General features: G+C 31.0%; 19 protein-coding genes. 14 read left to right on the top strand and 5 right to left on the bottom strand.

The genetic code is table 11. From position 1 onward, the window contains the following. Positions 1-28 precede the first annotated feature (28 nt). The 3 genes from HOH73_03175 to mutL form a co-directional block, all read right to left on the bottom strand. The gene (locus HOH73_03175) at positions 29-1,312 is read right to left on the bottom strand and encodes a proline--tRNA ligase (GenBank protein MBT5827859.1); all 1,284 of its coding nucleotides are present in this window, start codon (positions 1,310-1,312) and stop codon (positions 29-31) included. 288 nt (positions 1,313-1,600) lie between these two features. Beyond that, positions 1,601-3,619, bottom strand: a complete 2,019-nt coding sequence (locus HOH73_03170) for a hypothetical protein (protein MBT5827858.1) — start codon at positions 3,617-3,619, stop codon at positions 1,601-1,603. 85 nt (positions 3,620-3,704) lie between these two features. Continuing rightward, on the bottom strand, positions 3,705-5,519 hold the full coding sequence (mutL, locus tag HOH73_03165; GenBank protein ID MBT5827857.1) for a DNA mismatch repair endonuclease MutL: 1,815 nt from the start codon (positions 5,517-5,519) through the stop codon (positions 3,705-3,707). A gap of 300 nt (positions 5,520-5,819) precedes the next feature. Between mutL and HOH73_03160 the strand changes: the two genes are divergently transcribed. The 11 genes from HOH73_03160 to HOH73_03110 all read left to right on the top strand — a co-directional run bounded on the left by HOH73_03160 (position 5,820) and on the right by HOH73_03110 (position 17,042). Next, on the top strand, positions 5,820-6,059 hold the full coding sequence (locus HOH73_03160; protein ID MBT5827856.1) for a hypothetical protein: 240 nt from the start codon (positions 5,820-5,822) through the stop codon (positions 6,057-6,059). Position 6,060: 1 nt separating this feature from the next. Next, positions 6,061-9,390, top strand: a complete 3,330-nt coding sequence (locus tag HOH73_03155; GenBank protein MBT5827855.1) for an FAD-dependent oxidoreductase — start codon at positions 6,061-6,063, stop codon at positions 9,388-9,390. After that, positions 9,380-10,006 carry a class I SAM-dependent methyltransferase gene (locus tag HOH73_03150; protein MBT5827854.1) on the top strand — a complete coding sequence of 209 codons (627 nt, stop codon included), beginning with the start codon at positions 9,380-9,382 and terminating at the stop codon, positions 10,004-10,006. Before HOH73_03155 ends, HOH73_03150 begins: the two co-directional genes overlap by 11 nt. A gap of 12 nt (positions 10,007-10,018) precedes the next feature. Then, a complete protein-coding gene (locus tag HOH73_03145; protein ID MBT5827853.1) occupies positions 10,019-10,531 on the top strand; it encodes a cytochrome b in 513 nt (170 codons plus the stop codon). 56 nt (positions 10,532-10,587) lie between these two features. After that, positions 10,588-11,061 (top strand): transcription elongation factor GreA, encoded by a 474-nt coding sequence (gene greA, locus HOH73_03140; GenBank protein MBT5827852.1) that lies wholly within the window; start codon positions 10,588-10,590, stop codon positions 11,059-11,061. A 7-nt stretch (positions 11,062-11,068) separates the two neighbouring features. Continuing rightward, the gene (gene trxA, locus HOH73_03135) at positions 11,069-11,389 is read left to right on the top strand and encodes a thioredoxin (GenBank protein MBT5827851.1); all 321 of its coding nucleotides are present in this window, start codon (positions 11,069-11,071) and stop codon (positions 11,387-11,389) included. A gap of 6 nt (positions 11,390-11,395) precedes the next feature. Then, positions 11,396-12,337 (top strand): hypothetical protein, encoded by a 942-nt coding sequence (locus HOH73_03130; GenBank protein MBT5827850.1) that lies wholly within the window; start codon positions 11,396-11,398, stop codon positions 12,335-12,337. Between the two features lie 375 nt (positions 12,338-12,712). Next, positions 12,713-14,164, top strand: coding sequence for a TrkH family potassium uptake protein (locus HOH73_03125; GenBank protein MBT5827849.1), 1,452 nt, complete (start codon positions 12,713-12,715; stop codon positions 14,162-14,164). A 5-nt stretch (positions 14,165-14,169) separates the two neighbouring features. After that, complete coding sequence (locus HOH73_03120) at positions 14,170-15,924, top strand: hypothetical protein (GenBank protein ID MBT5827848.1); 1,755 nt, start codon at positions 14,170-14,172, stop codon at positions 15,922-15,924. Then, on the top strand, positions 15,887-16,396 hold the full coding sequence (locus HOH73_03115; GenBank protein ID MBT5827847.1) for a disulfide bond formation protein B: 510 nt from the start codon (positions 15,887-15,889) through the stop codon (positions 16,394-16,396). The genes HOH73_03120 and HOH73_03115 overlap by 38 nt, the downstream gene beginning before the upstream one ends. After that, positions 16,389-17,042 carry a hypothetical protein gene (locus HOH73_03110; GenBank protein ID MBT5827846.1) on the top strand — a complete coding sequence of 218 codons (654 nt, stop codon included), beginning with the start codon at positions 16,389-16,391 and terminating at the stop codon, positions 17,040-17,042. Before HOH73_03115 ends, HOH73_03110 begins: the two co-directional genes overlap by 8 nt. Positions 17,043-17,609: 567 nt before the next feature. Here HOH73_03110 and trxB read toward each other — a convergent pair. After that, positions 17,610-18,560, bottom strand: a complete 951-nt coding sequence (gene trxB / locus HOH73_03105; protein ID MBT5827845.1) for a thioredoxin-disulfide reductase — start codon at positions 18,558-18,560, stop codon at positions 17,610-17,612. A gap of 64 nt (positions 18,561-18,624) precedes the next feature. On the opposite strand from trxB, the gene HOH73_03100 reads away from it, so the two are divergent. Next, positions 18,625-19,395, top strand: coding sequence for an NAD kinase (locus HOH73_03100; GenBank protein ID MBT5827844.1), 771 nt, complete (start codon positions 18,625-18,627; stop codon positions 19,393-19,395). 36 nt (positions 19,396-19,431) lie between these two features. Here the strand turns inward: HOH73_03100 and HOH73_03095 are convergent, their stop codons facing one another. Continuing rightward, positions 19,432-19,578 (bottom strand): DUF1674 domain-containing protein, encoded by a 147-nt coding sequence (locus HOH73_03095; protein MBT5827843.1) that lies wholly within the window; start codon positions 19,576-19,578, stop codon positions 19,432-19,434. Positions 19,579-20,358: 780 nt separating this feature from the next. Between HOH73_03095 and parC the strand changes: the two genes are divergently transcribed. Both parC and HOH73_03085 read left to right on the top strand, forming a co-directional pair. Continuing rightward, a complete protein-coding gene (gene parC / locus HOH73_03090; GenBank protein ID MBT5827842.1) occupies positions 20,359-22,575 on the top strand; it encodes a DNA topoisomerase IV subunit A in 2,217 nt (738 codons plus the stop codon). 170 nt (positions 22,576-22,745) lie between these two features. Continuing rightward, positions 22,746-23,029, top strand: a 284-nt coding sequence (locus HOH73_03085; protein ID MBT5827841.1) for a hypothetical protein, incomplete at its 3' end; no start/stop codon positions are given.

Here is a 23,029-nt window from a genome sequence, read left to right as displayed (position 1 = left end):
TTTATATGTATAAATTATATGATAATATTTAGCTAAAATATTTGTTAATTATTTGGGTAAAAGTTAAATTTTCTATTTCACCTGATTTTCTATGTTTTAACTCTAACAAATCAGTGTTAGCATTTTTAGCGCCAATAATAATTTGTTTTGGTATACCTATTAAATCGTGAGTTGCGAATTTTTTTCCTACTGATTTACTACTATTATCTAATAATGTTTCTATATTTAAGTTGCGAAATTTCTCATATATATTTTGAGCTTTCTGCAAAACTTGTTCATCTTTTAGATTTAAGGGGTTAATAATAATTTGGAAAGGTGCAACTATTTCTGGCCAGATAATACCTTTTTCATCATGAGATGATTCTATAATTGCAGCTAATAATCTTGATACACCAATACCATAAGAGCCCATATTGACATAAACTTCTTTATTATCTTTATTAGTTACTGTGGCTTTAAATGGTTTAGAATATTTATCTGCAAAGTTAAATATATGACCTACTTCGATACCTCTTTTGATAATTAGATCTTTATTTTTAGCATGTTCATCTAGATGAAACTCATCTGCTGCGGCATAATATTTATTTAATGAATCAAAATCATTATTACCATTAGATATCTCGTTAAATAAAGTGGCTTCAGCATAAATTTTGCTTTCTCCCGTTTTTGCTAAAATATGAAATTCATGGCTTAAGCTTCCACCAATTTCACCAGAGGCTGCTCTGACCGGGATGGCTGTTACCCCAATTTTTTTGAAGATATTAAGATATAAACTATAGAATTTTTTATAAGTCAAAAAAGCGTCTTCTTGATTTAAATCAAAAGAATAAGCATCTTTCATCAAAAACTCTCTTGCGCGCATAATACCAAATCTTGGTCTAATTTCATCACGAAATTTCCAATTAATTTGATATAAATTTACGGGTAAATTTTTATAGCTCGTAACATGTTTTCTAAAGATGTCTGTAACAATTTCTTCAGCAGTTGGGCCAATTAGCACCTTTTTGTTGTGACGATCTTCAGCTATAAGCATTTCCTTGCCATAATCATTAAAACGCCCACTTTCCTGCCACAATTCAGCTGGCTGAATAATTGGCATAATAATTTCATTTATATTAATTTTATTATGTTCTTCTTTAATAATTCTAGTTAGATTATTCAAAACTCTAACCCCAAGAGGTAAAAAGCTATATAGGCCAGAACCACAAGAATCTGCTAGGCCAGCCTTAAGAATTAATTCAGCTGATTTCGAAATTTCATTTTTAGTAGTGCTATCATATTTTTCGGTGGTAAATAAATTTGAAATTTTCATAGTTAAAATCTAAATGAGCTGAACATAAAGTAATAAAATATATAATATTTTATATTAGCATATCTTTATTTTGTAAAATAACTTTTAAATCAAATTTCGTACTTTATAAAAATTTTAAAATCCTGATAAGTTAAACTAAGATGGTTAACTAAGCTAGGATAAACATATATTAATCCTAGCTATGTTAAGAGTTTTATTGAGAGCAAATAATATTATTATCAAACCTTTTGCATGCCAGCGGCATTAATTTAAGGTGATAGAGCATTAGTGCACTAGTTGCGCATATTCTTAACGACCGCGTCCTCCTCCTGATTGAGAAAAGTTATCTGTAGTAGGCAGCTGTGCTATATTATGTTGAGTTTTTTTTATTGCTGTTTTAGTGATTTTTAATATCGCATCTCCTGCGTTTTTATTTTGAAAAATATTTAATTTGCTAGATTTATAGTCAGCACTTTGAAGGCCGGATAATTGCTCTAATGCATGTAGTTCACATTGAGCCTCAAATACTTCTCGATCTACATCTGCACCTAATTCTACATGCTTTGTTGCTTCTGCTTGACTAAGGATAGATGCTCTAACCATATCTCCAAATTTATTTAAAGTTGTAGGTATTGAGCTTGCATCAAAGTCACCAAGAATAGCATCAGGTACTACGGTTAGGCTTGCAGCAATGGCTTTCGCTTGATCCTCAGGGAAACCTTCTAATCTTTTGGTGAGATATGCGTGGTCCCTATGTAAACGTTGATTGATGTCGGATGCTGATAATGGACCTGAAACTGGATCTGGATCTGGACGGTAATCACTGGAGATCATACGTGTAATGGTGTCGCATATATCACTACTGTAATTTGCTTTGAAATCTCCTTTTACCATTTTGCCATCGGCTAAAATTTCTTTAATTTTTTTAATGTTTTGGTACATATCTGCACCACTAATAACACTTGGTACTGCAGGTAAGTGTTTTCTTTTGATATGTTCTAATTTTCGCTCTTTTTTTGGCTCTAGGTTAATTAAAGTTAAGGGTTCATTATTTGTAGCGTACAATAATCCTTTATCTGTTTCTATTATTTCTAGCTTGTCTTTTTCAAGCGTAGCATTTACCATAGCAATTTTTTTTCTTGGAAATTGTACTTGGTTAGTTATTTTTTTAAGCAAACGATCCTTTTCTATAAAATGTTCTTTTAGTATTATTCCTTCATCAGCAGGTCTCAGATTCGGATAAAGATCTTTAATTTTTGTTTTTATCACCTCATCATTCGTCGCTAAGTGGTATTCTAATTTTAACATTGGATCTATATATTTTAAACCTTCAGGAATTTCCTTATCAAGATCAATTTTTTCTGCAGAGAGATCTTCCTCATTTAATTTATAAGCAACCAGCGTATCACTTTTTTCCGTACACAAGATGTAAGGCGTACGTCTTTTTTCCGTATTATGTAAACAATGCTTCAAGTCACTAGCGTTACGAGATTCTTTAGGCATTAGTTTTAATAATAAATTTGCTTCTGTTAGTAGAGGATCTAATGTATGAGAACTATCCATGTCTGTTAGCAACTTGTTAACTGTATATATAGCTTTAGCCTTTTCCACAGTAGGAGGTTCAGAAGTGCCAACAAGCCAATTTTCTTTTTTTAAATCTTTACCTATCTTTTTTATGTCCTGTAAGTGATGTTCTTTAATTAAAAGTTTTTCCTTTTTTACATCAATATGACCAACTTGTTCTTTTACTTTCTCTATTAGTTTTTTTTGATTTTCTAATGCAGTCCTTTTAGAGACCAATTTGTCCTCCCGAACACCAAGATTTATCTCATGTCTGTCGTTTAATACGTTGCTTACAAAACGCCCAGTACCTGCAAGAGCAAGACCTGATAGACCAGTAAGTGTAGCAGAGGCAGTAGTGGCACCAATCGCACCATATGTGGTTAGAGTTGAGCCAAGCACACTGGTGGCTAATGGTAATAGAGGTCCAGTCACAATTAAGGTAACAGTAATAACTGTTGCAAACAAAACAAGCTTAGAGAATGCTGATAGAAAGTTTGCGCCGATTTGCTGGGCACTGGTTGCATTTATATTTGATTCCTGTTCAGTTATTTTTTCTATTTCTGCGTCTATTTTCGCCAGTTTCATATCAAGATATCCATCTCTTACAGAAATAATTCTGTTTGACTTACCCCAAGGCTTCCAAGGCTTCATTGCGTTTAACATAGTATAAGAAAGACTTTCATGACCTTTTGAATATAATCTTTGAACTATGTGAGCTGCTTCTGTTCCCAGTGTCTCTTCTAGTTTTGGCTGAGTTTTAGGCATATTTTTCCTATATAATAGTTGTTTTTACACTATAACATAAATGAAAGACCTCGTCAATATAAAAAAATCAGTGGTTTAGTTTGTTTTATTTGCGTCCAAATAGCTTTTCTAAATCATGTTTTTTTAATTCGACATATGTTGGTCTGCCATGATTACATTGACCAGAAAAAGGTGTGGCTTCCATGTTGCGTAAAATATTATTCATTTCTGCAATATTTAACACTCTGCCAGCTCTTATAGCATTGCGGCAAGCATGATTGCCATAAATTTCGGTAAATTTATCTAATAAATTTAAAGCCTGACCATATTCTAGCATGTTATCTGCTAAATCTTGAATAAAATCTTTAATATTTACTTCCTTAAATATTTCGGGAGTCTCTTTTATAATTACCGCTTTAGCTCCAAATTTTTCAATAATTACACCAAATTTATATAATTCCTCGCTATTAACTAATAAAATATTTAAAGCTTCTTCATTTAATTCTACTATTTCAGAAAATAAATGTTTTTGTGTTACAATTTGCTTGTCTTTTAATGCGCTCTTTAACTTTTCATAAATAATTCGTTCATGTGCCGCATGCTGATCCACTATGACTAAACCATTTTGTGTTTGAGCTATAATATAAGTTTTATGTAATTGCGCAACTGCACTGCCCAAAGGAAAGCTAAGATATTCTGCTTGAACTTCACCTGAAAAATCTTTGTTTTGTGGCGCAAGATTTATTTGAGTTTGTGCTAAGCTACTTGCATTATCTGGTTCATTAACCAAAAACTCTGCAGCTATGTTATGGCTCTGCTCACTTGCTCTTGCCGTATAATTATTATAACTATTACTAAAGGAAGTTCTGTTTTCTTGGGGGGCGGAATTATTATTAATATAATTTAAAGCCTGATTACCCGTTTCACTTGAGGCTCTAAAGCCTGATTTCTCTATAGCAGTCTTTAAGGCTATAATTAAATTGCTGCGAAGCTTTTGGGCATCTCTAAATCTTATCTCTGCTTTAGTAGGATGAACATTTACATCTATTTCGGTGTTTGGTAATTCTATGAATAAGGTAATTACTGCATGGCGATCTTTAGCTAAAAAATCTTGGTAAGCAGTTTTAATAGCATTATATATTATTTTGTCTTTAATCGGACGCTGATTAACAAATATATATTGTTGCAAAGAGCTGGCACGATTAAAAGTTGGTAAAGAAGTATAGCCGCTAAATTTATAGTCATCTTGAATAAAATTTATTTCTTCAGCATTTTTGATAAATTCAAGACTAATTATATCAGCTATTCTTTGCTTAATATTAGCTTTGCCTAAATTAAAGTAATTTTTACCATCTATGTTAAGCGAAAAACTTATATGTGGCTGAGCAAGGGCAATTTTACGCAAAATTTCAATAATATGATTGGTCTCACTCTTTTCAGATTTTAAAAATTTTAATCGAGCAGGTGTTGCAAAAAACAAATCATCTACTGTAACTAATGTTCCTTGGGTTAAATTACTCGCTCTAACCTCGCTATATTTACCCGCATTTGCTGAAATTTCATAAGCAAATTCTTGCATTTGAGGTTTAGAACATAATTTTAATTTAGCAATACTTGCGATTGAAGCAAGACCCTCACCCCTAAAACCCAAGCTGTTTATTTCTAAAAGATTTGTACCCGAAATTTTAGAAGTAGCATTTCTCGTTAAGGCTAATTCTAACTCAGCCTTGGCAATGCCTGTGCCATTATCTTTAATTTCAATTAAATTCTGCCCAGCTTGTTCAATTTTAACTGAAATTTCATCTGCATTTGCATCGATAGAATTTTCTACTAATTCTTTTACCACTGATGCTGGTCGCTCAATAACTTCGCCAGCTGCTATGCGACTAATTAAAATATCTGAGAGTTTTTTTATCGACATGAAATATAAATATAGTTTTAATTACCATAGAGTAATAAATAAAATTTTTAAGTTTTTTGTGCGCTCGTAAAGAATATTTTGGCTTTAAAAGATTTATACACATTATTTTATGTGAATTTTTGTTCATAAAACTAAATATTAAATTTCGTCAAAGCCACAAATTAGAATATCGCTAGTTTAGTAAAGCTAGTTAAATATAATTTAGTAGAATTGCTAATCATAGGTAATTTTAGTGAAAAAAAATAAATTATAATTTAAAAAAATATCTTTATGATTGTTAATTAATTTTTAAAGTTATTTATGAGTAAGCAACAAAATACAGCTCCTAGCGACATTTCATTAACCGATATTTTGCAAGCTCATGATATCTTGCTTTCAATATTATTAGGCAAAACTATCGCCAAATATGATAAGCCAAATGCTGCAATTGCACAAATTCTAGAAATAATAGATTTGCAAGACATTAATGATAATGCGAAAAATCATATAAAAATGCTGTTAGAGCCCTTAAGTAAATCTCTAAATATAGATAAAGCTTAAAGTGAGTTCAGAGTTTAACTTTAACCTAAATTTTGAAGACTTATACGCTTTAGCCGGCATAAAAAAAATAGACCAAGAGTTTATAGGCTTTCTAAATGAAATAAACCCTGTGCTAACAGAGCAGTTATTAGCGCTAAGGACCAGGCAAGAACATTATACCGCGAAATTTACCATAGAATTAGCTCCTTATTTAGAATTATTTCTGGTGAAATTATTTAACTTAACTGAGGAAGTAAATGAGCTTTGTTGTGCAGCTAAAGAATTAAACTTTGTTTATGAATGTAAAAGAAACTTTATTCAAAAAAAAGTTGTCCGCAAATATAAAAATGAAGATTTATCTAATTTATCTATTTTAGCATTAACAAAAAATATAGAAAATATTATTGGTGCATATAGTGATTATAAATTTGCTAAATATATAAGTGAAAATCACGAAAAGTTAGAGGTTTTTGCCCAATATGCGGCTATAAATATTTTTGTAAAAAATAATCACCCAGATTCTATTTTATTTAAATTTCCACAAAATTTAAATTATGATAATCTTTTAAACACTACAACAGCAGATATAATATCATTTAAGCCAGAAAAATTAAGACAACGCTCAAGCTTTAATCTAACCGATGCTGGCATAAAAGCTGCAGCAGCGCAAAATGAGGTGAATTATTGTATAATATGTCATGATAGAGCTAAGGATTCATGTTCAAAAGGATTAAGAGATAAAACGGGAGAGATCCAAAAATCACCTCTTAATATTGCGTTAAATGGCTGCCCCTTAGATGAGAAAATTTCTGAAATGAATTTGCTTAGAAAATCAGGAAATATCATTGCAAGCCTTGCAACTGCCATGATTGATAATCCGCTAATTGCAGCAACTGGGCATAGAATATGTAATGATTGTATGAAAGCTTGTATTTATCAAAAGCAAGAACCAGTCAATATTCCTAAAATTGAAAGCGAAACATTAAAGCAGGTTTTAAATTTGCCTTACGGTTTTGAATTATATTCTTTATTAACTAGATGGAATCCTTTGAATATTAAAAGGCCCTATCAAAAAGATGATAGTAACTATAAAATTCTAGTAGTAGGGCAAGGACCAGCTGGCTTTAATCTAGCATATCATTTAACGCAAGAAGGGCATCAAGTAATTGCCATTGATGGGCTTAAAATAGAGCCTTTAACTCATAAATTTAAAGCTATAAAAGATATAAAAACTATTACAAGTAACTTAGCAGAGCGAGTAGCTAGTGGTTTTGGTGGGGTTGCTGAATATGGTATAACAGTTAGATGGGATAAGAATAATCTTGATATTATTCGTTTAATTTTGGCCAGAAATACTAATTACAAATTATATGGCGGTGTGAGATTTGGTAGTCAAATAACCAAGGAAATAGCATTCAAACAACTTAATTTTGACCATATCGCCTTATGTATGGGAGCTGGAAGTCCAAATATTATTAAGCTTAAAAATAATTTGGCAAGGGGGGTTAAGCAAGCATCTGATTTTTTGATGAATTTGCAATTATCAACACCATATAAACAAAACTCATTAGCTAATTTGCAAATTAGATTGCCAATTATTGTAGTAGGTGGTGGGTTAACTGCTATTGATTCAGCAACAGAGTCATTGGCTTATTATCCTTTGCAAGTAGAGAAGTTTTTAAAATTTTATGAAGAATTATTAGAGCAGAACGCAGCAAGCTACATAAGTGAAAATTGGAGCGAAGAAGAAAGCTTAATTGCACATGAATTTATCACACACGCTAAATTATTAAGATTAGAAAAAGCTAAAAAAAACGGTGATGTAAATGCATTACTGCAGAAATGGGGTGGGGTTAAAGTAATATATCGCAAAGCATTACAGCAAAGCCCAGCCTATCGTTTAAATCATGAGGAAATAGAAAAAGCTTTAGAAGAAAATATTGAATTTAGGGCAAATTCCACGCCAGTTGAAATCAAATTAGATAAATATGGAGCCGCAAAGGAAATTTTAGTTAAGCGAAATGAACAAATTGAAGCATTATCAGCTAAAACTATCATAGTTGCAGCTGGCACTAAACCAAATAGTATTTTAGCCAGTGAAGATGATGATTTTAAATTAGATGGCCTATATTTTAGAGTTATTAAAGAAGATGGTACCAAGTTAATTATTAATGCAAATGCTAAAAAGCAATTTATAACTTGTCGAAATGAAGAAAATAAAGCAGTTAGCTTTTTTGGCGATATGCATCCGCATTATTTTGGCAATGTAGTTAAAGCTATGGCTTCCGCTAAAGACGGATACCCAATTATTACTAAAGAATTAAGTAAATTACCTAGAAATAAAATTAAAAAAACGGATTTTATTACAACTTTAGATCAAGAATTAAAAGCGCATATAGTTGCAATAAAGAGACTAGCTGCAAATATTATTGAAATAATTGTTAAAGCGCCACTTGCATGCAAAAATTTTAAACCAGGGCAGTTTTATCGGTTACAAAATTTTGAAACTACAGCAAAATCTATTAATAATAAAAAATTAATCATTGAAAACATTGCGTTAACTGGTGCCTCTACCAATCAAAAAGAAGGAACCGTAAGCTTAATTACTCTAGAAATGGGTGGTTCATCAAATTTATGTAAATATTTAAATATTGGTGAGGAAGTGGTGCTAATGGGGCCTACAGGTACGCCAACTGAAATCTATAAAAATAAAAATATTTTACTCATAGGAGGAGGGCTTGGTAATGCAGTTTTATTTTCAATTGGTAAAGCATTTAAAGCAGCTGGTTCTAAAGTATTATATTTTGCTGGTTACAAGAAATCTAGCGACAGATATAAAATGTCAGAAATTGAAGAGGCAAGTGACATAACAATTTGGGCTTGTGATGAACAAGATAATCTTAAGGCTAGACGCGCAGATGATTTTATTTATCATGGCAATATTATTGAGGCAATAGAAGCTTATGCTAGTGGTAAGTTAGGTGAAGTAAAAATGCCTTTAGCTAACATAGAGCATATTTTAGCGATAGGCAGTGATCATATGATGCATGCCGTTAAAAAAGCAAAAAACCAAGCATTAAAACAGTATTTGGGTACCGCAAGTGCTGTTGCAAGTATTAACTCACCTATGCAATGTATGATGAAGGAAATTTGCGCCCAATGTTTACAAAAGCATATAGATCAAAAAACAGGTGAAGAATATTATGTTTATTCATGTAATAACCAAGATCAAAATATGGATGAAGTAGATTTTGAGCATCTAAATCAACGCTTAAAACAAAACTCATTGCAAGAAAAACTCGCTCATAAATTAATTGCCGAATTTGAATATAAGCAAAAAAATGAAGCATGAGATCAAGCTTATTGAGATAGAGCATAAACTATATTTACATGATGTGACTGAAAATTTGAAAATTAATATTGATTTTGTCAAATTTTGTAATTCAAATAGAGGAAAAAGCTTAAAAAAAGAGGGCTTAGTTAAAGCCTTAGGTAAAATTTCAGATGATATGCATATCTATGATTTAACGGCAGGTCTTGGAAGAGATGCTATGGTTATGGCTTTGCTTGGTCATCAAGTTACTATGTTAGAGCAAAATAAATTATTATATGAAATGCTAAGCGCAGCTCAGCATGACTTAGCCAATTCTGCATATCAAGATGTGGCTAAAAACTTAACGCTCTTAAATCAAGATAGTAAAGAATTTTGTGCCAATTTAACTTACTGTAAAACTAATATATTTTATTTAGACCCAATGTTTCCAATGCGTAGTAAGAGTGCTAAGGTGAAAAAAGAGCTGCAAATATTACAAAAAATTTGTGCAACTGAAAATAAGCTTGAGAATTTTATAGAGTTAGTTAAAAGCAAAGGTAAGGTCGTTCTAAAAAGACCTAAATTTGCCCCTGAACTTAAAGTTAAGGCACATCATATTATTAAAGGGAGTAAAATAGATTTTTATGTATTTTAAACAGGTTAAATTATGAAAAAATATCATCTTACACAGAGAATTATACATTGGTTAATGGCTGTATTTATATTGTTTTTACTGGTCTTAGGCTTTGTGATGACTAATTTTCCATTGGAAAACAAGTATTTTTATTATAATTTACACAAATCATTTGGTGTTATTTTGCTTTTTTTAATAATTTTAAGAGTGATGTTAAGGTTAAAATTTAAAGCACCAAAACTACCTTTTAAAGTGCGTAAATTAGAAAAAAAGCTTAAGCAAATGACTTTTTTATCATTATATTTGCTGATGTTTTTAGTGCCTTTGTCGGGTTGGTTAATGTCTAATTCACATGGTTATGGTGTGAAATTATTTCAGCTAAAAATGCCTAATCTAATGGCAAAAAACGAGTTTATTGCTAACATATCTTCTTATACTCATCAATATTTAGCGTATATTATTGCATTTATAGTTTTGTTTCATATAATCGCTGCTTTTAAACATGTTTTTTATGATGGAAAGAATATAATAAAAAGAATCTGGTGATTTTAATTGACTATGCAGTAAAAAAACATAAATATCTAAAGAAATATTGAGGTAAAATGGCTAATTTTCCAATCACAAAACAAGGATACACAAAGATACAAGCTGAATTAGATAAGTTAAAAACTATTGAAAGACCAGCTGTAATTAGTGCTATAGCTGAAGCTAGAGAGCATGGTGACTTAAAAGAAAATGCAGAATATCACTCAGCTAGAGACAAGCAAAGTTTTATAGAGGGTAGAGTTTTAGATTTGCAAGATAAAATATCTAGAGCGCAAATTGTCGACCCAGCTTTAATTACAGATAAAATTGTGAGATTTGCAGCCACAGTTACTTTATTTGACTTAACGCAGGAGCAAGAAATAACTTACCAAATAGTTAGTGAGTATGAAGCAGATCTAAATAATAATTTAATTTCTGTTACCTCACCTATTGCAAGAAGTTTACTTGGCAAGGAGGCGGGTGATGGAGTAGAAGTTAGCACTCCGAAAGGAATCAAAGAATATGAAGTAATAAAAATTGAATATAAATAGGTAAAATATGGTAAAAAGTACAAATGATCAAGATTTCGCACAAGATGTGTTAAAAAGTGAAAACTTAGTTTTAGTTGATTTTTGGGCAGAATGGTGTGGTCCTTGCAAGCAATTAGCTCCAGTTTTAGAACAGCTTGCTACTGAGTATGAAGGTAAAGTTAAGATCTTAAAGTTAAATATAGAAGACAGCCCAGAAACTCCTACAACATATCAAGTTAGGGGAATACCAAACTTACTTTTATTTAAGGATGGGGAAATAGTAGATAGTAAAGTAGGTGCTTTACCTAAAAAAACATTAGCAGATTGGCTGGATAGTAATTTAGCATAATCAGAAATGTTTTTTAATGATTTTTCTGCAGAATATAAAGATCTTGAATCAATCTTAAAAAACATACAAGACTTACTAAAGGAAGAGTTTGCCATAACTGCAATTATGTCGTTTGAGTTAGAATTCTTTCTTTTGCCCGAAAGTTCAAAAGTAACTTTATCTAATGAGCAATCTTCAGAATTTCTTGCTTCAGTTAAAGAGATTGCGCTTAACCATGGTTTAAAAATAGGTTCGGTTACTGAAGAAGTAGGAGAGCTTCAATATGAGGTGAATTTTAAACATGGTGCAGATTTAGGTAAACTAGCGCAAGATCTGTTAAAAACTAAAGAAATTATTATAAATATTGCTAAAAGCTATGCATGTAAAGCAAGTTTTGCAGCTAAGCCACATGGAGATAAAGATGTGGGTAGTGGGATGCACACACATTTGTCTTTTTCAGATAGTGATCAAGAAAATATTTTCCAAGAAAAAAATGAATTATTTTATCAATCAATTGCAGGATTATTAGAAAACTTACCCGCATCAATGCTGTTTTTTATAACAGATCAGAGTGACTTTGCGCGTTTTTCTGCTAAATTCTCAATTAATAAAGCAGAGTTGAGATATCGCTGTAATGCAACAAATGCCCCGGTAAATATAAGTTGGGGAACTAACAATAGAACCACAGCTCTTAGAATTCCAGATAGTTACCAAGAGCCTAAAATGAGGCGAATAGAGCATCGTGTTCCCGCTAGTAACGCTAACCCATATTTAGTTTTAATTGGAGTGCTGATGGGTGCTTATTTAGGTATAAAACATAAATTACAAGCGCCAGAAAAAATCTGGGGCAATGCATTTGATGAACAATATATATTAGAAGCACTGCCAATAAATTTAGTGGAAGCTAAGTCTGCTTTTGCAAATTCTGAGATGAATGATTTTTTAGTTAATTTAAAAAATATCAATTAACTCATCTTTAGGCTAAGAGCATTATTGACCGGTGCTTATTAAGGCATAACTAAATCTAGCCAAATAATATTGCATTAATGTATTTGCAGAGCATCTAAATAGGAAACTTTATTTATAAATTTAGTGAGATAAATCAGCTTTTTTAAGCATTAATGGATTTGAAGTAAGTTATATTATTTAAAATAATTAAAAAAAAATACAAAATTACTTGCTAATTTATAGTTAGTCAGGTTACTATAAATATAGTTCTCATATCCCACCCTAAGTTTAGCGGAAAAGCTTTTAGTTTTTCCGCTTTTTTTTTGTCTAGATTTACTGTTAGAATTTAATTTTAATTTTAGTAAAATGCTTTATAACAGAGTTAAAATTTAATTTATGATAAGATTAAGAATTATATTATTAATAATTGGCTATTTATTGAGTATCATAAGTATAGCGATGCTTGCGCCCTTATTGGTTGACTTGATTTTAGGTAATAGTGATTGGCAGGCCTTTTTTGCAGCTTTATTTATTACAGTATTTATTGGTGTTAGTTTAATTTTAACTTGTCGCCAAGATAAAATTAGGAATGTTTCGGTAAGAGAGGCTTTTATACTTACTTCACTTAGCTGGCTGGCCTTAGTGTTTTTTGCGGCTTTACCCTTTTATTTCTCAGAGTTACAAATTAGTTTTACGGATGCTTTTTTTGAAGCAATGTCAGGCTTAACCACGACCGGTGCTACTGTGCTTAGTGGTTTAGATTTTGCTCCGCCTGGTATTTTGATTTGGCGTGCTATGCTTGAATGGGTTGGTGGTATTGGTATTATTGTTATGGCTATAGCTATCTTACCATTACTTAGGGTAGGAGGAATGCAATTATTTCGTACTGAATCATCCGATAAGAATGATAAAATTTTGCCAAGAGCAAGGCAAATGTCACTTGCGATAAGTAAAATTTATTTATTTTTTACGATAATTTGTGCAATTAGCTATTACATCGCTGGCATGAATTTATTTGATTCAATTCTACATTCTATGACTACAGTGTCTACGGGTGGGTTTTCCACGCATGATGCTTCAATAAGTTTTTATAATTCCAGACCAATTGAAACAGTTGCTATTTTCTTTATGATTTTAGGTGCGTTACCATTTTTAATTTACATAAAAATGTTAAGAGGAGACCTCAAATCTTTAGTAACTGATAATCAGGTGAAGTTTTTTTTCAGCATGTTATTAGCTTTTATTTCACTTACGATTTACTGGCTTGTAAATCATAAAGGCTTTGACTTTAGTGGTGCAGTTAGATTAGCAAGTTTTAATATTGCTTCGATCATGACTACCACTGGTTTTGCTTCTGCAAATTATAATGTATGGGGAGAATTTATGCTGATCTTATTTTTTATGTTAACTGTAGTTGGTGGCTGCACCGGATCTACTACTGGTGGAATTAAAATATTTAGATTTCAAATTTTATATATTATTGCAAAATATCAAATTTTTAAATTAATCCAACCACATGGAATTTATCGCATACAATATAATAAGCATATTGTTTCTGATAATGTAAGTTCAGCAGTTTTAAGTTTCTTTATACTTTTTTGCCTATGTTTTTTTGTAGTTACGATGTTACTTGCTATTTCTGGCTTAGATTTTATCACTAGTTTAAGTGCAGCAGCTGCTGCTCTTGCAAATGTAGGGCCTGGTTTAGGAGATATTGTAGGACCAACTGGAAATTATGGCTCGATAAATGATTTTTCTAAATGGGTTTTATCATTCACTATGTTAGTTGGTAGATTGGAAATATTTACAATTTTAGTGTTATTTTCTAAATTATTTTGGAAAGATTAGCAAAGATGAAAACTTCAAGAATTTATATTGTTTTTGCTTTCTTTTTTGCTTTTGTGTATGTTTTTAGCTTTAAAGCTTATGCAAATAGCAACTTAAATGATTATGCAAAATTAGAGCTTATTAAGGGAAGCTATATTGATGATAATGTAATATTAGGTATAAAATTTACCTTAAAAGAGGGCTGGAAAATTTATGATAATAGAATTCAAGAGCTAGGTCTGCCAACCAAAATTAAGGTTAGTGGTAGCGACGATATTTTAAATTATCAAATATATTACCCTGCAGCAGAAAAATTTATAGAATTTGCTGAATATACTTCTTTTGGTTACAAGGATGAGGTTATTTTTCCTCTTTCTATTAAAACTAAAGCAAATATAGAGTTGCAAGCAGATATTATGGTTGAATTTGCTTTATGCAATAATATTTGTTTGAAATTTAATGAAAATATCAATTTTAATCTCAAGCAAAAGCAGGTTTTTCCAGATAATTTAAAGTTGATCAATGAGTTGGGTCATGAGCGAAAAATAGTAAATTATTTATATATTATTTTAAGTGCTTTTTTAGCTGGTATAATTTTAAACTTCATGCCTTGTGTATTGCCAATTATTTTTCTAAAAATCTATCATTTATTAGAAAAGCGTAATCAGGCAAAAAAAGAAGTTATATTTATTTCAACTTTTACAATTCTAGGAATAATTTTTGCTTTTCTATCTTTTGCAATTGGAGCAATATTATTGCAAAAACTAGGCGTCTCACTTGGGTGGGGAATGCATTTTCAGGAGCCTTTATTTATTGCCTCACTAGCTTTAATTATAACTTTATTTTGTTGCAATATATTTGACTTTTTTACAATTAATTTGCCTGGTTTTTTAGTGCGTAAATTAGACAAGGTAAGCAAAAGTGAAATTAAGTTTGTAAAACATTTTGCTACAGGAGTTTTAGCAGCAATATTAGCTACACCATGTTCTGCACCATTTTTAGGTACGGCCTTAGCCTTTGCTTTATCTGGCACAAGCTTAGATATTTTGTTGATTTTCTTTGCTTTAGCATTGGGTATGTCAACACCTTATATTTTACTAATTATAAAACCAAATATATTAAAGCTTCTACCTAAAGCTGGAAGATGGATGTTAAAGTTAAAAAAAATAATGGGTTTATTTTTAGTTCTTACCATTATGTGGTTAGTTTATGTGCTTTATGCACAAACAAATATATTTGTAATCATGATATTTTTAGGACAGCTATTTTTTATGGTATTCTTACTTAAAAAGAGAGCAGCTATGTTAAATTTAACCAATTTAATTATTTATCGCCTGTTAATTTTAGCAACATTAATAATGGCAATATTAACTATAGTTTTTGCGCAGGCTAGCAAGGAGCAAGAAGAAAAATTTTGGCGCAATTTTAATGATGTGAAGTTGGATGAGTTAATAGAACAAAAACAGATAATTTTTGTAAATGTCACAGCAGATTGGTGCTTAACTTGTAAATTTAATGATTTATCTGTATTAAATCGTCAAAATTTTCGCACCTATATTAAAGAAAACAATATTATAGCAGTAAAAGCGGACTATACTAATAGTGATAAAAATATTGAATTACTTTTAAATTCAGTAGGGCGTTATGCAGTGCCTACTTATATAATTTATAGTTTGAACCACCAGAATGGCGAAGTTCAAAATGAAATTTTAAATATAGATAATTTAATAAATAGGCTAGATTATGAAATTGAACAAAGTAATATATTACCATCTAATTAGACATTATAGCTTATATTTATTTAGCTATGCCGCTTTAAGCATTGTTTTTGCCTTAATATTACAATTTTTCTTTGGTTTATTACCTTGCGCATTATGTAATCTAGCGCGATTTCCACTTTACTTTATTTTAATTTTAGCTTTTTTTAATTTTGTCGCAAAGAGAAGATGTGAAAGAACCTATATTATTTGTGGGGTTATAGCTTTATTTGTGCTTGCGGCAATTTCATTCTATCATGCTGGGGTTGAATATGGTTTATTTGTTAATTTTTTCGATTGTGTAAGTAATAAAAATAACTTTGAAAATGTTACTGAGTTAAGCGTTTATTTACAAAATAAAATTTCCACTCCTTGCGACAAACCATTATTCAAATTTATTTTCACTTTAAGTGGTTGGAACTTTTTTATAAGTTTAGCCCTTGGAATTTTGGGATTAAAGCATATATATTTAATTAAATTACAGAAAAATGTTTAAAACAAAAAACTTAAAAATAGAAGCGCAAGACTTACCAAAGCAACTTTTATGCTTGGAAGTAAATGAATTATTATTACCTTCGACCAATATCTCGCTATGTTTAGAAGAACCGCAAAATCTGACTTTAATAGATAATATATTAAAAGACCCAAAAAGATTTGTAGCTATTTTGGTAAAAAGTACAAAGACGCAAAAAACTTCTATAGGTTGTCTTGGTAAAATTAGATCTTTTATTGAAACTGAAGATGCTAGATACTTAATAAATATTGATGGTATATGCCGTTTTAATATTGTTGATTTTTTAAATTTAAAGAAAGGGCAAAAATTATTGAAACCAGATTGGACAGAGTTTTTGCAAGATTTGAAGATTTCTCAACAGAAAATAAAAGGTCGTTTACAATTAAATTATGTTACTAATGACTATTTTTCTATAGTCAAAAATGAAAAAAAATTAAAATCTGCAAATATTAAAAACATTAAAGATTTAGAATTAATTAATCTTTTAGCGCAAAATCTAACTAAACAAATTATGAATCAAGGTGAAATTTTACGCGCTAAAGATATTAATGAATTATCAGCTTTATATAAAGGTTTTATGGAGCTTAAAATAGCAGAGCAAGAAAGTAGAAAATCGCTGAAGCATTAAATTTTATTTTAGATTAAATAGATAAAACCGTTCACTTAAGCATAGCCAATATTGTCATCGCGCAAAATCACCTTAGTTTATAAATGTGAGCGTAAATTTTAAAGGTTCATATTTTGTTTGTTTTGAACTGAAACTTTCTTAAATATAGTGCTGATAAAGTAAGCTTTAACCTAAAAGTTAGATAAATATAATGAAGCTAAAATTTTAATAATTAGCTAGGAATATTTAATTTTATGCTTAATACTAATACGAGTTCTAGTTTTTAGATGATAATTATAGTTTTTAGAGAGCAACTATCCCACATAAAGCAATATTAGAGCTAGTTAAAACTATTTATCTTTCTGTTGTTTTGGGCTTAAATTAGTCTGGGGAGCACTTTAAGCTATTAAATAATTTTCAGAAAGTTACATATAAAAGAGCTTAAAGAATAGCATTTAGGCGAAGATATATTTAACTTTTAAGCTTTAAACTAATGTCTAATCTTAGGTTTGAATTTTCACTTGGTTGCAGTTCTGACTAACTTATAGGCTGGGCTTTAATAATTACTATAATAGGTAATTTATAAAATTATTTTTGCTCAGCTATGAATTTCTCAGCTTCAAGAGCGGCCATACAGCCGGTTCCAGCTGCAGTTACTGCTTGTCTATAGATGCTATCTTGCACATCTCCTGCTGCATAAATCCCAGCTAAATTAGTTTTAGTGCTATTTGCTTCAGTGTGTAGATAGCCAGTTTTATCAGCATTAAGATAGTCAGTAAATAAAGAAGTGTTAGGCTTGTGGCCTATTGCAATAAATATGCCTTCAACTGCTAAATCAGAGATTTTATCAGTTTTAACATTTTTAATTCTAGCCGAAGTAACTTTTTTTGGTTTTTCTTCACCGACAACTTCAGTTAACACACTATCCCACAAAACTTCAATTTTAGGATGGTTTAATAAGCGATCTTGGAGCATTTTTTCAGCTCTTAATTCATCACGGCGATGAATTAAATATACTTTTTTTGCATGGTTGGTTAGATATAACGCTTCTTCAACTGCGGTATTTCCTCCACCTACTACTGCAACATTCATATTCTTAAAGAAGAAGCCATCACATGTAGCGCAGCCTGAAACTCCAAAACCTTGGTATTTTTTTTCACTTTCAAGGCCAAGCCATATTGCTGAAGCGCCAGTACAAATTATTACAGTTTTAGCCTGATATTCAATTCCTGACATATCATATGCTTTATATGGTGCTGTGGAGAAATCCACTTTCTCAATATTTTCGTAAATTATTTCTGTGCCAACATTTGCGGCTTGTTTATTCATTTGTTCCATTAGCCAGGGTCCTTGGATAGGGTCTGCAAAACCTGGATAATTTTCAACTTCTGTAGTTATAGTTAATTGACCACCAGGCTGAAGGCCTGCGATTAGGATGGGTTTTAAATTTGCTCTTGCGGCATATATTGCGGCAGTATAACCAGCTGGTCCTGAACCTATAATTAAAATATTTGTTTTTTTCACCTGAGTCATTTTTATTTCCTTTGCTTTAGTAAGAAATTTAATTTAATATAGAAAATATTAAATACAATAATGATGCAGTATGAAATTAGGTTTATGGGCTGATAAAACAGAAATATCTATTAAATCATCCAATATATTAACAGAAAAATACGACTTAATAGACATAAACAACTATGCTAAAGATGATTTAGACGCAATTATTATTTTGGGTGGCGATGGTTTTATGCTTCATTCTATGCATAATATTACCAAATTTAAAGCACCCTTATATGGTATGAATTGTGGTACTATTGGTTTTCTGCTTAATGAATTTAATGCTGAAGATCTTCTTAATAAAATTAGAAATTCCAAGGAAGCACATATATCACCTTTAAATGTAAAAGTTACTGACAATAACAATAATACTCATTCAGTTAAAGCTTACAATGAAGTTTCATTATTAAGAGAGACTAGGCAATCTACTAATATTGAAGTTAAAATTAATGCTAAAACTAAAATTAATCATTTAGTTGGAGATGGTATTTTGGTTGCAACGCCTGCTGGTAGTAGTGCATATAATTTTTCAGTAAAAGGACCAATCATTCCATTATGTAGTGATTTGTTAGCTTTGACACCAATAAGCCCGTTCAGACCAAGACAATGGCGCGGAGCATTATTACCCGGTAATACTATAGTGGATTTTATTATACATGACGCCATAAAAAGGCCAGTTAGTTGCGTTGTAGATTATTTTGAGTTTCGTGATATTAGTGCGGTTAATATCCAAAAATCAAAAGATGAATCAAGAACATTGCTGTTTGACAGTAAAAATCCTCTGCAAGACAAATTAATTACTGAGCAATTTTTATAAAATAGCATAATCTGTTTTTTATTTTTCAATGTTGGTTTAAAAATCGCTAACTCTGCCATTTTTTTCCCAATCTCCATATCTAGTTGGTTCTAATCCTGATGGACCGCCAAGTTCAATTGGTGCTGCGTCTTTAACAAATTCTTTAAGCAGTAAATTTCTACTGTAAGGCAAGTTTCTTTGGATTGGCGTAAGAATATTTTTTTCAATAAAATAGCCGGTTAAATTAAAGGCTTGATAAATTTCATTATCATTTATCTGCTGCTTTTCAGTGTTGAGCAAATGAAATTCTGGTATAATCAATAGTTTTTCATGGTATTTTTCGCCTACTTCTCTGGTTACTGCATGGCCAGTATTGGGTGATACATAAAATAAGTTATCTTTAGCCTTGGTAACAGCGCAATAATCTAAGGTTATACCATAACCTATGTGGCTCAAGAAATTTAGCTCATAATTAAAATAATCTACTATGGTAAGCTCGTTTTTTACTGCTTTATGCAAAAGTTCTAAGGTTATGTCATAAAGTTTTTCGTGATTTTCATCATCTTGCAATGTTAAGCTTAAAAATTCTGTTATTGTTTTTAAAATCAGGGTTTTTTTATTAGAGTTAATGAATAGAGAGTTAAAATTCTTGGTTGTTTCGGCATTGGTTAAGTTGCCTAAAGAATTTTCTGAGCGTGATTTTTTTACTACAGAAATCATGTTTCCTATTTGATATGTAGCTCTATTTTTGGTGCTGTTAGCCCCTCTTGCATAGCTTTTATGCACTGAGTCTCTTGCAAATAAAGTGACAATTAGTGAAGATTCGGAATGTTTTATGGTGTTAATTAAGAGCGCCTCTCCTTCCCAGAACATGAATTACCTATTTATAATTATAATTTAAGTTATTTTGCCAAGCTTAACACTTGCTGTTTTAATATTATAAGATATATTTTGTACTTATAAAGGCAAGTTTTCTCAGTATAAATGTTAACCGCAGGCGAAGTAGAACAGATTAATTTTGGTGATGCAATAGGAAAGAGGTATATTTCTTATGCAATGGCCACCATTATGTCCAGATCTTTACCTGATGTTAGAGATGGTTTAAAACCAGTACATCGTAGATTGTTATACGCAATGTTGAAGCTAAGATTAGACCCTGAATTTGGTTTTAAAAAATGTGCAAGAGTAGTGGGAGATGTTATCGGTAAATATCACCCGCATGGAGATCAAGCAGTATATGATGCTTTAGTTAGGTTGGCGCAAACTTTTTCAGTTCGCTACCCTTTGGTTGATGGGCAAGGTAACTTTGGTTCATTAGATGGAGATAACGCAGCAGCTATGCGATATACTGAAGCTAAATTAACAGAAGTTTCAATGTTGTTATTAGCTGATATTGACAAAGATACAGTAGATTTTAAAAATACTTATGATGACTCAGATAGTGAGCCAGCAATTTTACCTTCTAAATTTCCAAATTTACTAGCAAATGGTAGTGAAGGAATTGCGGTGGGTATGGCTACTTCAATACCACCACATAATATAGCTGAATTATTTTCAGCTCTAATTTATTTGCTAAAAAATCCAGAATGCTATGTAAAGACTTTGGCAAATTTTATCACGGGTCCAGATTTTCCAACAGGAGGTTTACTTTTAGAGTCAAAGCAAGCAATTATTAAGGCATATGAGACTGGCAGAGGCTCATTTAAGATTAGAGCAAAATGGCATAAAGAGGAGTTGACTAAAGGAGCTTATCAAATTGTTATTACTGAAATTCCATATCAAGTACAAAAAGCCAGATTAATTGAAAAAATAGCAGATTTATACAAAGCTAAGAAACTTACTTTAATTGGAGGTATTAGAGACGAGTCTGATGCAAATCTTAGAGTTGTAATTGAGCCAAAATCAAGAAATAATGATGCTAATTTACTAATGGAGCAATTGTTCAAATTTACTGATTTGGAGAATAAATTTCATTTAAATTTAAATGTTTTAGATTCAAAATTAGTGCCAAGAGTCATGAATCTGAAGGAGGTTTTAGAGGAATATATAGCGCATCGTTATGTTATTATCAGAAGAAAATCACAATTTGAATTAAATAAAATCACAGCAAGAGTTGAGCTTTTAGAGGGTTATTTAATAGCTTATTTAAACCTAGATGAAGTAATTGCTATAATCAGGGAAAGTGATGAACCTAAGGCTCAATTGATTGCAAAATTTAACTTAACTGATAATCAAGCGGAAGCAATCTTGAATATGAGATTGAGATCACTTAGAAAGTTGGAAGAGTTTAAAATTAAAACAGAAAGAGATGCCTTGCTACAGGAGCAAGGAAGATTATCTTCATTATTGGCTTCAACTGCTTTGCAACATGCTGAGCTTTTAAATGAGTTTGAAGAGCTTAAAAAGGAGTTTACAGCAAAAAAAGCAGAATATAAAAGAAGAACGGAGATAGTAAACGATTTTGTTCACATAGAATTAGATGAAACAAGCTTTATAGAAGAGGAAAAAGTTACGGTTATTTGTTCAAAATTAGGTTGGGTAAGAGTTGTTAATGGGCATAATATAAATAACGAAAATATCAAATATAAAATTGGTGATGAGCAGGGTTTTATTTTGGAGTTGAAAACTACGGAAAAAATCTTAATTACAGTAAGTGATGGTAAGTTTTACACATTGGATACACATAAATTACCCAGAGGTAAGACAGAAGGGCAGCCTATTAACATGATTATTGATCTAGACTCTAAGGCTAAAATTTTAGAGCTAAAAATATATAATAAAAATCATATATTTGTGGTTGCGACAAAATTTGGTAAGGGATTTAAGCTTTTAGCTAAAGATGTTTTTGCACAAACAAAAACTGGTAAACAGATAGTTAATTTAGATGTTAAAGATGAGCTAAAGGTAGTTAAAAATATTGCGCCAGAAGATGATGCTTTGGCTGTGGTAAATAGTAATAGAAAAATGCTGATCTTTAAGTTAACAGAGTTGCCATTTATGACTAAAGGTAAGGGGGTAATATTGCAAAAACAAATTTCATCAGAATTATGTGATGTAAAGCCTTTAAACTTTCAAAATGGCTTATCGTGGTTTTCGGGTAAGCAAGTAAGAACGGAGAGTGATTTAAGAGCGTGGTTTGGTAAAAGAGCAATAAAAGGTAGTTTGGTGCCGCATGGTTTTTCAAGAAAAAATATTTTTTAAGTTAACGCTTGCATGTTAAATAAACCCTGTTTAATATGGTAAGTCATCATCATATCTCTCTCTTAAGGTTGGTAGCTTGCTATCAACCTTTTTTTTTGTCATCGCATAATTAGACAAGACTCATAAAATTTGTTACAGTTAAATTATACAACTAATTTATTTGGCTGGAGATGATAAAAAAAGTAATGTTAGTAATGATAATTTTTTATGCTAATTCTATTTACGCAAAAGAGAGTTTAGCAACAAACCCAGTTAAAGCTAAGCACAAGCAAGATAAAACAGAATATAACAGAAGTGACCTTGAAGGAGGGCAAGAGCAAAGGAGAAGTGAGCGAAGATCAAGAGGTGTAAATTCAGATGAAGAAGAGGGTAACAATAAAGAAAGGAGAAGCGAGCGAAGATCAAGGGCGGTAGACTCAGATGACGAAGAGGGTAACAAGAAGGAAAGGAGAAG

Source organism: Alphaproteobacteria bacterium, from assembly GCA_018667735.1.
GTDB lineage: Bacteria > Pseudomonadota > Alphaproteobacteria > Rickettsiales > JABIRX01 > JABIRX01.
Note: the sequence above shows the minus strand (reverse complement) of the source record. Positions and strands in the feature narration are given on the sequence as shown.